7 protein-coding genes are annotated in these 13,485 nt (G+C 34.9%); all 7 read right to left on the reverse strand.

Features of this window, described 5'->3' with window-relative positions:
- On the reverse strand, window positions 1-963 hold a 963-nt coding region (locus tag ACNQGH_RS21335), incomplete at its 3' end, for a carboxypeptidase-like regulatory domain-containing protein (protein ID WP_417958040.1).
- Between the two features lie 16 nt (window positions 964-979).
- Window positions 980-2,578: a glycoside hydrolase family 32 protein gene (locus tag ACNQGH_RS21340; protein WP_417958041.1), complete on the reverse strand. Its 1,599-nt coding sequence runs from the start codon at window positions 2,576-2,578 to the stop codon at window positions 980-982.
- Window positions 2,562-3,899: a sugar porter family MFS transporter gene (locus ACNQGH_RS21345; protein WP_417958042.1), complete on the reverse strand. Its 1,338-nt coding sequence runs from the start codon at window positions 3,897-3,899 to the stop codon at window positions 2,562-2,564. The genes ACNQGH_RS21340 and ACNQGH_RS21345 overlap by 17 nt, the downstream gene beginning before the upstream one ends.
- 893 nt (window positions 3,900-4,792) lie before the next feature.
- Window positions 4,793-6,328, reverse strand: a complete 1,536-nt coding sequence (locus ACNQGH_RS21350; RefSeq protein WP_417958043.1) for a glycoside hydrolase domain-containing protein — start codon at window positions 6,326-6,328, stop codon at window positions 4,793-4,795.
- A gap of 389 nt (window positions 6,329-6,717) precedes the next feature.
- A complete protein-coding gene (locus tag ACNQGH_RS21355; protein ID WP_417958044.1) occupies window positions 6,718-9,441 on the reverse strand; it encodes a substrate-binding domain-containing protein in 2,724 nt (907 codons plus the stop codon).
- A 566-nt stretch (window positions 9,442-10,007) separates the two neighbouring features.
- Window positions 10,008-11,750, reverse strand: a complete 1,743-nt coding sequence (locus ACNQGH_RS21360; RefSeq protein ID WP_417958045.1) for a RagB/SusD family nutrient uptake outer membrane protein — start codon at window positions 11,748-11,750, stop codon at window positions 10,008-10,010.
- Window positions 11,751-11,759: 9 nt separating this feature from the next.
- Window positions 11,760-13,485, reverse strand: a 1,726-nt coding sequence (locus ACNQGH_RS21365) for a SusC/RagA family TonB-linked outer membrane protein (protein WP_417958046.1), incomplete at its 5' end; no start/stop codon positions are given.

Here is a 13,485-nt window from a genome sequence, read left to right on the forward strand (position 1 = left end):
TGTATCTCCTACCGGCACATTGGTATTACCACCTACATAAGGTTTAACCGTTACGCTGTTTAACACTGGATTATTAAAATCTTTATTCCAGTCAAAATTATATATTTCGCCATACCCTCCAGCTGGATCTGCATGATCGTTAACTGAAGCCTGCCACAAAACCTTTCCTCTGTCCAGTGCATTCAGCATTTTATAGCGTTGCTTCTTCTCAGAAAGAACAGAGACGCTCGTACTATAAGAAACGCTCGTTGCACCACCTTTAGCAGCGTTTTTTGTTGTTACAATGATAACACCGTTTGCAGCTCTAGACCCATAAATAGAAGAAGCAGAAGCATCTTTCAATACCTGAACAGATTCTATAGCGCTTGGATTTAAACTGGCAAATACTTCCGGTCTCACAGTAGGAACCCCGTCAATCACATACAACGGATCTGTATTTCCCAGCGTACTTACTCCCCTGATTAAAATTCTGCTATTCGCTCCACTTGGGTCACCCGATTTTTCAATGGTCAATCCGGCAACTCTACCTTGTAAAGCCTGCATCGCATTTCCAGAGCTCATACTTTGTCCGGTAATCGGTTTTAAATCCACCACCGTAACGGCTCCCGTTACGTCTACTTTTCGTTCCTTCGAGTACCCTACTACAACAATTTCGGTTAAATTTATTGATTCCGGTTTTAAAACAACCTGTATGGACTCTTGACCGCTAAGTTTAATTGTCTGAGTTGTAAAACCAGTAAAACTAATGATCAAAGTAGCGTCTTTGTCTAGTTTGTTAAGTGCAAAATTTCCATCCAGATCGGTCGTGGTACCAATTTTTGTACCGGAGACTGTAACTGATGCTCCTGGAAGTGACATTCCGTCTTCTGAAGAGGTCACCACTCCCTTTATCCCTATGTTCTGGGCCGTAAGTGAAAAAAAGGAACCCATTAAAATTAAATAGAGGATGATTTTTCGTTTCATAATTTAGATAGTTTAGTTAAAATTTAAGTTGGTTAATTGTTAAATTTTCAATAGTGAAATTGAAATTTTCTTTAGTGACTGAAAATGTTTCCATTGGTTTTTCAGGAAAAAATATCTCGGTCATAACTGTTTGCCCGTTGTTGTAGAATACTTCGATTGAGGTTTTATCAATAATTACTCTGACATCCATTTTATCAAAATCTTCGGTAAATGGTGCTTTAGAAACTTCCTTTGCAAAAGCATCTGAAAAAGACAAATCCCCCGATTTTTTTCTATCGATAAAAAAGTACTTGTCTTTTTTATTGATGCCAAAATTTATGGTGTTATTAGCATTATTGGAAAGTGAAAAAGTATAGACATCATTTTTCAGGTTCTTCAACGTAAATTGAATATCTAATCTTGATAAATCAACCAGTGATTTATCAATTAACACGGTTTTTTTCTCTTTAATTTTCAGCACCTCTTTTTTTATGGTCTTCGAAACATAATTTTGTAATTCTCTCACTGGTTGAGAAGAAACCCTGAAATGATTTCCTGTTTTTATAAGTTTTAATTCTCTTGGCAGTGTCATGCTTCCTCTCCATTTCTCCGTCGGAACTTTATCCGCATATTGCCAATTGGACATCCAGCCTACAAACAACTTCCTACCATCGGTCTCTGATATATTTGACCAGGTAACCCCTGCATAATTATCTCTGCCGTAATCAATCCAAAGTGATTTATGCTGTTTCAAATCTTGAGAAAAAGATTCATCCAGGGTAAATGTCTTACCATCAAAATCTCCAACAAAATATTGCGTTGCCGAGCCTCCGTTAGGACCTCCAGGGTTTATACTTTGCAAAAGCACCCATTTATAGTCATCGGAACCATCTACAAGCATAGGGAAAAAATCCGGACACTCCCAAACACCGCCATGAGCCCCAATATTTTTACCAAAATCAGAATGCAATTCCCAGTCTTTTAAGTTTTTTGAGGTATAAAACATCGTTTTATCTCCTGCTGCCAAAACCATTAACCATTGTTGATGAATATTATCCCAAGTCATTTTAGGATCTCTGAAATCTTTAATACTTGGAAAACTAACCACCGGGTTTTTATCATATTTTGTCCAAGTCAAACCTTCGTCCAGCGAATAAGCAATTCCCTGTGATTGCACACCTGGCGTCCCTGCTTTCTCTTTTATCGGATCATGATAGGTAAACATGGCTACGATAGGCGGATTACTTAAACTACCAAACCCAGAAGTGTTTTTCAAATCAACTACAGCACTCCCCGAAAAAATGTATCCTTTTTCATCTGGAGAAATAGCAATTGGCTTTTCGGTCCAAGTGATCATATCATTACTTACAGCATGTCCCCAGTGCATTGGTCCCCATACATTTGAATCCGGATAGTGTTGATAAAAAAGATGGTAATATCCATTATAATAGAACAGCCCATTGGGATCGTTCATCCAACCTTTTTTTGGCGAAAAATGAAAATTTGGTCTATATAGTTCTTCCTCCGAATAATTTTTCTTATCTAAAAGAGAAGATTCTTTACAACTAAATAACGTCAGTAATCCCACTACACAGCAGATTACCCCTAAACCTCTTTTTTTATACACTTTGTTCATAACGTTGTTTTTTTATTAATTTTTTACTTAATTCTTCTAAAGAAATTCCCTTGGTTTCTGGCATTAAAACTGCGACAAACACTAATTGAAACACCATCATTACAGCGAAAAACAAAAACACAACTCCAGGACCTATTGTTGAAAACAAAAATGGAATTAGAGATGGGATTATTGCCGCTAAAATCCAATGCGTTGTACTTCCAAAAGCTTGCCCTGACGCTCTAAGATGATTTGGGAAAATTTCTGAAATAAAGACCCAAATGACTGCTCCCTGACCGATTGCATGTGAAGCAATAAATAAGAACAAGAAGATTGGAACTGCCATTCCCTGCCAATGAAAGAAGAAAGCCATGGCTACAAGACTAAGAGAAATAATATATCCTATTGAACCAATATACATTAAGACTTTTCTACCTAGTTTATCTATTAGAAAAACACCTATTAGGGTAAAAACTAAATTAGTTACACCGATACCGATACTACTTAACAAAGCGGTACTTTCCCCTAAGCCTGCCTCTTGAAAAATTCTAGGCGAATAATATAAGAAGGCATTAATTCCTGACAACTGGTTAAAAAAGGCTATAAAAAAAGCTAGTATTAAAGGAGTACGGTATTTTTTGAGAAAAATATTCTCATTGGCAGTAACTGAATTATTATCAAGGTGAATTTCTGAAATTAATCCGTCTACATCATCACCAGGATACATTCTTTGCAAAACACTTTTAGCCTCATCATTTCTAGATTTAGACAACAACCATCTTGGGCTTTTTGGAATTGTAAAAATACAAAGTGTATAAATAAAAGAAGGAATTGCCTGCACGCCCATCATCCATCTCCATGAATTTTCACCCATGTTTCTTAACAAATAATTGGAAAGAAAAGCAACCAGAATTCCTAAAACAATATTAAATTGATAGAAAGCAACCAGTTTACCTCTATCTTTTGCCGGCGCAATTTCAGATATGTAGGCTGGTGCAGCAATTGTCGACGCTCCAACACCAAGACCCCCAATAAATCTAAAGGCAGCAAAAACAATTGGACTGTTTGCACAAGCAGAACCAATCGCAGAAATGAAAAATAGAATTCCTATCCATAATAATGTATTCTTTCTTCCTAGTTTATTAGTTGGTATCCCTCCAAATATTGCTCCGAAAACAGTACCCCATAAAGCCATCCCCATGACCACTGTTCCATGGAAAGCATCAGAGGAATTCCATAAAGCTTGTAGCTTTTTGTCAGCTCCTGAAATAACAACTGTATCAAATCCAAAAAGAAACCCTGCTAGTGAAGCAATCAGAGACCAAACAACAATTTTTTTCATTATCAAAAAATATTAAATTAGATTGCTAAGATATTCGCAAATGTTTTGCTTGTATTTTGAGGATGTTACAATCTTATTTAATACTGCTATGGAATCACAAATAAACACATAAACGCTTGTTTTTAAGGGAATTACGTTTAAAAACAAACCGACAACTATTTCGTTATAGTTTGATTATGTTACGCTTCTTATAATTATGTTACGCCAGTTTTAAAAAATAATGGCTGTTCCACAATTAAAGAAAAATGAATTTGATCAATTTTATTCATTTAGTAAAATTTTAAATTTATTTTTAGAAGAAGTATAAAAATAATCGATAAAAAAAATGAATATAATAAGGAATTCACACCATTACCTTGTTTTAAAAGAAATTACGGGAATGAAATACAAAATAACACCAACCTACAGCATTTTTATAAATCTATTCCCAGAAAATGAACTGACATATTGAAGAATTAAATCCAACGACTAAAGCATTGTAATGCAACAGCGTAATTAAAAGCAGAAGACAAAGCCAAGCGTTAACTTGGTCTCCTCTCACCACCTCGTGTACGCTACGCTGGTTTCCGAAAGCCACTAAGGCGCTCTCTCCGTTCTGGCATAATACGGCTATTTTCAATGAAAAGACCATCGTAATTAACACCTTCTTCCTGACCGGTTTCATCTGATTTTTCGATTATTGCCTACCCTTTTCCACAAAAAAAAACCATCAAAATTAGATTTTGATGGTCCTGATCTTATGAAGCAAAGAGGAAACGCAAGCGCATTTATCAACGCGCTTTTAAAAAACGTACTGAACAAACGAACTGAATCTATTTCTTTACTGAGCTTTAGTCACATAAACACCCCAATAAAGATTGGAAACGCTATCGTGAATTTACTATGTAGCATTGTTATTTAAAACTTTTTAGATCTGAAAAAGTTACTTCCCCATTGTCTGCGAAAATAGCCCAAGGATTTTGATTCATTTTATAGATACGGTTTGTGAAAGCCATTTCGTCATTAATGTAGATAACGCATATCGAATTTTCAGAAATGATTGTAATATCAAACTCTTTACTGGTCGGGACATTGAGTGGGAGCTGCGTTAAATTTAATGAAGAGGCGTTTTTTATAACCTTATCTAACCGTAATTGATTTTTGGCTAAATCGAATACAATGGCAAATACTTCATTTCGTGTTTCACAGGCTCCAAATTCAAAACCAAATTGAGTAGATGATGTCGCTTTTATATGTGCTTTAATTTTAAATGCGCCCGTTTTCCTGTCAAATACTGAAAATGGTTTTCCAGCCCCGTTGCCATTCAATGTATAGGCATCTCCATTTTTGGTACTTCCAAAACCTATTGTCGAATTTAAAGCTTCATTAATAGTAAACTTGTTGTTTACACCATCTGGTATCGTAATGCCTAATGTTCCATTTGAATGCTGGACAAGGCGATGTGTTACCAGCGAGCCAGCCCAATCAAAAATACCGGCGTCACTATTTTTATTTTTGGTAGGACACCATCCGGTTATATAGCGTTTTATACCATCGGTAACTGTTTTTCCGGCATAGAAAGCAATCCCATCTAACTTATTGTTTACAGGAGTAGTCCAGGTATTAGATGCCAGCAGACGGTATTTATAGTGTACCATGCGATCATCTATGTTAGAATAAATTAAATATTGATAATCACCCATAATAAATACGTCCGGGCATTCCGTTATAAAGGTAGTTGCATCCTCATAAAATGGTTTCTCCAATGTCCAATCTCTTAAGTTGGTTGAACTGTATTGAGCGATTACTGCGCGCCATGGTACATTACTATCGGACACTAAACCAACCTCGGAACGTGTCGCAATCAACATTTTATACGTTCCTGTACTTTTATCTTCTATCACGATTGGATCTCTAAATTCATTGCGATCATATCCCCAGGAAGCCTGCAACAAAAAGGAAGGGTCTTTTGTCCAATTTTTTAAATCGGTAGACTTTGCAAGCATAATTTTTTCTTTAGGATCAAGATTTCCGTTATGCCCGGTATAGAAAGCATAATAAACACCATTCAATTTAAAAACGGATCCTGTCCCCAATGCTCCATCCTGATCAGTAGCCGTTCCGGTAGTGATCATTTCACTATTGGCTGAGAATGACGCAAAATCAGTTGTAGTCACTTTGTGCCAGGGATGAAATATTGGCAATGTATTTCTGTCATCCTGCAAATAGAAAATATGGAACACTCCATTTTCGTAAAAGGGTATGGGATCACCAACCCAACCTATGGTTGGTTTAAAGAAAGTGGCATAGACCCTGTCTGACTCATTGGCTGTTTGGCAAGCTGGAGCATTTGTCTCTACTATAGGATTTCCAGGTTTGTCATCTTTACTGCAATTATAAAATAATGCAAAACAAAGCGGAAGACAAAAGAACGTAAGGTTTAGTTTCATATTTTGATGGTTTGCGAGATCTATTAAGTACACAAAAAACTCGATAATCTCAGATTAATTTTTTATTCAGAAAATGAATCGACTAAAAGAAATGAAAAACGCTCCAAGTCTTTCGCCGATGAAATTTGAAATCAAACAAAAAATTAATTGTGATTCAATCCAAAATTTCAATTCCTAAGATATTTTTAAAAATCAGTTTTTGTTATAAGAATCCTACGATTTTATACAATGCTTTTTAAAATTCTTCAAAAATGAAATAACACAATGAAAACCAACGTATTACATATAAAAAACAAAAGCAACTACTTCGTTGTAGTTGCTTCATGTTACCTAAATTACACTTATGTTACACGATCTTATTAAGAAGAAAGCGGTTCGGCAGAAAAAATCTATTTTTTACTTTTATATTCTTTAGGGGTAACCCCAAATTTATTTTTAAAGGAGGTTGAAAAATAATTTGGCGAGGAGAAACCAATTGCATAAGCAATTTCTGAAATGTTTAAATCCGACTTTTTCAGCAACTCTTTTGATTTATCCAATCGCATATTATTAATATGATCGCTGACACTAATTCCCAATATCGCTTTTACTTTTCGATACAGTTGTATCCGCGAAATAGTTAAATTTCGCGCAAGATCTTCAACAGTATAGGCAGAATTATCCATATTTTTTTCAATAAGATCATTTAACTTTCTTAGAAAATCCTGTTCAGAAACACCAAAATCACCATCCTCAATATTTAAAATATTATTGGTATAGTAAAACCGCAGTTTCTCCCTGTTAAAGAGCAATCCTTTTATCGATTGAGCCAGTACTTTTAAGTTGAAAGGTTTTGTCAAAAAGATATCAACTCCACTTTCTAAAGCCTTTAAATAGGATTCCTGCTCATCCGAAGCGGTAAGCATGATAATGGGAATATGCGACGTTCTTAAATCTTTCTTGAGTATTTCACAAATTTGAAAGCCATTCTTTTCCGGCAAATTCAAATCGCAGATAATAATATCCGGAATTAACTCCAATGCTCGTTCAATTGCATCGGTACCGTCAGATGCAAAAAAAGTATATTCTGATGAGAATTTATGAGACACAAAATCTAAAAGCTCCTTATTATCCTCTATATACAGTATCGAATACCTGTCTTCAGTGTTTTTGGGTTCGGTACTTTGGATCAACTCCGAATCCAGATAGTCCGGCTCATGGACAAAATCCAGAATTGGCTCTTTAATGATGTTTTTTTCATCAAGATGCTCTTTTCCCAGTTGTAATGTAATTATAAATTCTGTACCGTTTTTTGAATTAATTTCTATTTTTCCTTTGTGCAGCTCGACAAAACTTTTTGACAAATGAAGTCCTATTCCAGAACTATTTCTGTAATTATTTGAACCTTGATAAAAAGCATTAAAAACCTCCTTCACCTCATTTTCCGGAATCCCTATACCCGAATCTTTAAAGTAAATTTTAACGGTACCATTGCCTTTATTTTCTTTTATTGCAATCGAAATTTTACCCTTTTCAGGAGTGAATTTAAAGGCATTTGACAACAAATTAAAATAGACTTTATCCATTAGATTTCGATCTATATAAACTTCCAGTTCCGGATTGTTAGTTGTCAGTGAAAAATCAATATTTCTTTTCTTTGCCTCCCTGTCAAAATCACCAATGATACTTTTCGAAAAATCTAAAATATTAGTTTTTGATGCTCTCAAAGTAAATTTTTGATCCTCTGTTTTTCTATAGTCCAATAATTGATTAATTAACCTGAGTAATCTTCTGGAGTTATTATACATCAGATTAATTTCTTTATTCACGGAAGCCCCTTTATTTTTAAATTCATTTCCCAATGACTCTACAGAACTCAATATCAACGTTAACGGCGTTTTGAATTCATGAGACAAACCGGTGAAAAAATTGAGTCTTGCTTCATTACTCTGTTTTAGTTCTTCAGAAAATTTTTCAATTTCATTTCTTTGACTGACAACTTTTTTATTGGTCTCTTCCAATTCTTTCTTCTTACGACGAATTGTGATTCCGGAATAAATACTGTATAGCGCCAAACTCAGCACAATTACAAATAAAGAAATTAAAAGTTTCAGAAGATTGCTCTGAGTGGAGTATTTCTTTTCCTGATTTTTTATAACACTTTGTTGTTGTTCAATATCAGATTGTTGAATTGTTATTTTATCAAATTGATTGCTCATTATATCCGCATTAAGAGAATCGATCAATATGGTATTCAGCTTGTTATTTTTGGGAACAATCTCTTTCCCTACAGTCCTCAATGCAAGCTTAATAGCTTCGCTACCACCAGTTGGATACAAAACGGTTGCTTCTAAAACGCCATCTTTAACCAATTGAATCCCTCCGTTTGGACCATTAACTCCATCAACTCCTATAAATTTTATTTTCTTTTCCAGCTTTTTCTGCTTAGCTACTGACCACGCCTGGTATGCAATTACATCATTATAGGCATAGACATAATTAATATCAGAATAACTATCCAAAGCTTTCACAAACTCATTCTTAGGCAATTCATCATTTTGCGCTTCTAAAGAAATTACTTTAATTCCCGGATATTGGTTCACGATTTGTCTAAACCCCAGACTTCTTTCTAAACCAGGAGATGTAGTGTAAGCCCCCTTAATTTCAATCACATTTGCATGCCCTTTTGATAATGAAACAATATGCTTCCCGGCAATTCGTCCTACTTCAACATTATCTGCTCCCAAATAAGCCGTGTAATTTGAAGAATTTATTTTTCTATCCACTATGATTACAGGAATGCCTTTTGCATTTGCTTTTTCTATTACCGGAATAATAGAGTCTGATTCAAAAGGAGAAACGATGATGACATCTACTTTGTCTTCGATAAATTTTTCAATATCTCGAATCTGTTTTTTTGATTTACGATTGGCATTATAAATTCTCAGCTTGACCTCTGGATGAAGTGAAGTTTCGACCTCCATCGCATGGTCCATCGATGTTCTCCAAATATCATGATCTATACTTTGTGAAAATCCAATAGAGACTTCTTTTTTATCTTTATCAGATGATTTGCAGGAATTCAATACATATAAAAAACTTGCCAGCAGTACAAAACAAACTCTTCTTGACATACGATTTATGGATTATTAATATATAATAGTTAGCATAATTAATAGCTATTGTTGTAGTTGATTTTTCGAAATTCATGTCGGTAAAAACAATCTTAAGAATATACTATTTGTATAAAGTTCCAAGTAGGTTTTCAGACTTATGAATGACTCCAATTGCATTAATAATTAGTTTTTTTGCAGAAATCACATATCATTTTTAAATGTCAAATGATATTTTAAAGTATTAAACAAATATACATTATTTTACAATTTATTTTCCCATATCAGGTTTTTAAATCAAGGTTTCTGAGAACAATTTTTTATAGAGAGCATCTATCCAAGGTTAAAAATTAATCATTTAGAAAAGTGAGCAATTACAATACTAAAAATTGATGGTGTAACACAAAACTAGTTGACGCTATAGTTGAATGGACTTATCTGGGGAGTTTTATTTTTAAGCCCCGAGCCTTATTTAACTATTATTTATTTGAAGTAACTAACATTGCTATTAAATTAGGCAGGAGACTATTTCAAAAGATACCTCCTGCCTAATTTAAAATACTAATCCTTTACTATTAACCTCATTTTCAATACCCAGGGTTTTGTTTGTATAAACCTCCTGTAAAATCAATTTCTCTTTGAGGTATTGGATAATACTCATCTCTACCCGCAGTAAAATGCGCATTGGAAAGAAAATCTTTTTTTGTTTTTTCTACACCAAGATAAGCGTTCAAAACTTGTTCCGCTTTACCCCATCTTACAAGGTCAAAAAATCGAGGACCTTCCATTCCAAACTCCAATCGTCTTTCAAACATAAGTGCTTTCATAGCATAATCTTTTGAAGGAAAAGAAGCGTATGTGGCAATTTTATAAACATTTGAAGCTCCTGCCGCTAATGGCATTGTTGTACTGGCTGCAGCTCTTGCTCTAACCTGATTAATTATAGGCAATGCTTCAGTATATCTGTTCAATTGTATTAATGCTTCTGCTTTAAATAATAGCACATCAGCATATCTTATAAAATCAACATTTTTTGAAGTACCAATGAATGGCCCATTTTTCACATAACAGGTACAATCAGGGGATTGTTGCTCTTTCATATTTCCAAAGTATCCATAAACTCCAGGATCTCTGGCCCAACTGAATTTGTAAACCATATCACCGGTAGTTTTCAGTGTATTTTTGTATTTAAATGGTCTTCCAGGAACTCCCACTGTATGATCAATCCTAGGGTCAACCGTTGCGCCTGCGGCAAGTGGTGCATTTCCATTCCCATCAATGGTGTTAAAAATATCTGCATTGTTAAAAGTATCCAATAACGGCAAACCGTTAGCATCTGTTCTAAATGCATTTACCATATTCTGGCTTGCCATATGAAAACCACAACATCCGTAAAGAGGCGTACCGTGTGGAGAATTTAACCCCGTTACAAAACTAACTCTTCCTGTATTGGTACCATCATTGATAGAAAACTGAACGGCCCAAATAGATTCTGATCCATTATCATGACCATCTAGAAAGTTATTCCCAAAGTCCGGTTCTAAACTTCCGGTTACTTTATCCGCATAATCAATAACTTCTTGTAATCTGGCTGCATTAATACTTATAACCTGATGGGTATCATTTTGTTCGTAAGCCTGATACAATCTTAATTTTGCTAAATAAGCTGCTGCTGCATTTTTATCAGCCCTTCCCACCTGATCCTGTGATTGCGGCAAATTATCGAATGCAAAACGAAAATCATCCGCAATTTTATTCCACAAATCTTCATTTGACAAATCATTAGAAGTTTTTAGAATCTGTTCCTGATTCAAATCTTCTGTTATAAAAGGAACTTTCTTAAACAGCAATTTCAACATAAAATGAGAATGTGCTCTTAAAAAACGCAACTCCGCCTGTCTCACTTTTTTTAATGGATAATCTGCATCTGATAAATTAGTAATAACTGACAAAGCAAAGTTGGCTCTTGAAATCGCTTTATAATGATTCGTCCAGGTTCTAGGCAGCATCAAATCACCGTAATCCGGGATAGTTAGATTGTATTGTTCGTAACGGTCAATAACGTCAACGTCGCCTCGACCACCTCCACCTTTATAAGCGTCATCAGATCGTACACTTCCATAAACCCATTGGTGCGTTATTGGCCCCACCATTTCATCATTCCCAATTGCAGCATATGCTGCGTTAACAAGGGCATCCGCATTTTCAGCTGTCGCCACACTAGTAGGAGACAATACTCCGGTAGGTTCATAATTTAAAAAATCTGAGCTACAGGATACCAAAAATAGGATTGACAAGAAATCGACAACTATTTTAGTATGTTTTTTCATGAGAATTGATTAAAAATTAAAGTTTACACCTAATGATAAAGTAGTAGGCACCGGTATTCTGTTAACATCTGTGCGCTCTGGATCGGAACCAATATAGCCCTTTGGAGTAAACCAGAATAGATTTTCTCCTTGTGCATAGATTCTACATTTCGTTATGAATCCTGTTTTACCCATTAAACTATCAGAAAGAGAATATCCAATTTGCATACTTCTAATTTTAAAATAAGAATTATTTCTAAAAAGATAATCTGAAGTTTGTGTATCATTATTTACCAAAGAAAGAGAAGGCACATCTGTATTGGTATTGACTGGCGTCCACGCATTTAATGTTCCGGGGCCTGCATTTTCTCTACCCTGAACAAAATTGTTCCAGGAAATATAAGGATCAACTCCAATTCTTCGTGCTACACCAGAACCAAAAACAGAAAAATCAAAATTCTTATAGGCTAAACTAATATTAATGCCATATTCTAATTTTGGAAGTGTTGAACCTATAAAAGTTCTGTCATCCGAATTTATCACACCATCACCATTGAGATCAGCATACTTAATACCCCCCAGTCTTGAAGCTATTTGGGTCGCGTGGGAATCAATGTCTGCCTGACTTTGAAATAATCCTTCGGTTTTAAAACCAAAAATTTCAAACTGTGAATGACCAATTATGGAGTTTGCAGCTGTCCCCGGATAGGCCGCCCTAGCTTCTGCAGGTAAATCTGTAATTTTATTTTTTGTTGCTCCAAAATTTGTCGAAACATTAAAATCTAATCCATTTTTTAATATTTTTGAATATCCCAATGTAAATTCCCAACCTCTATTTTGAGTAGAAGCTCCATTCAAAAAACGCTGTTTTCCTTCTCCAATAACTGCTGCAATGGGTGGTTTAATCAAAATTCCAATCGTATTTCTTGAAAAGTAATCAAATGAACCGGATAATTTATCTCCGAAAAAACCAAAATCAAGACCTACATTAACCTCTTTGGTAGTTTCCCATTTTAGCCCTGAATTAGCGGCTTGTATCGATACAAAACCAGAAGGTAAATTTCCGGTATTGTTCCCATTCAAATCATAGGCAGTTCCAACATTATAATAGATATTGAAAAAATCAGGAAAATATACATTTTGATTCGGCCCGTATCGCGCTTCATATAGCCCAAAACGAGCATTATCTCCAATAGATTGATTCCCCACTTCTCCATAACCTACACGTAGTTTAAGATTTGAAACCTTTGTTATATTTTTGAAAAAATCTTCGTTATTAATCTTCCAACCTACAGTGGCAGCTGGAAAAATTCCATATCTGTTGTCTTCTCCAAATCTAGACGAACCATCTCTCCTTATGGTGAATGTAGCCAAATACCTGTCCAAGAACGCATAGTTTATTTTACTAAACTGAGAAAGCAGTCTACTTCCTGTAGAAAAACCATTAGAGGTTCTGGCACCTGTTGCTGCAGAAAGTACAAAATAGGACTCTGTCTCCACTGCAAACCCTTCTGCACGCGCAATTAAAGTATTCAAATCGGTTTTAATTGATTCCGTACCTACAATTACTCCAATTTTATGGTTTCCGATTTTAAAATTATAATTTAAAGTATTTGAAATTGTTAAACTTGAATATTTATTGGTATCAAAAGTCAAACTGTTTGTACTTCTGTTAACAAACCCATTGCTTACAGTTGGCTCAATGTCTTTTCTTTTGAAATCATTAAAATCCATCCCGATACTGTTTCTGAAAGTA

This window comes from Flavobacterium kochi, from assembly GCF_048286715.1.
GTDB lineage: Bacteria > Bacteroidota > Bacteroidia > Flavobacteriales > Flavobacteriaceae > Flavobacterium.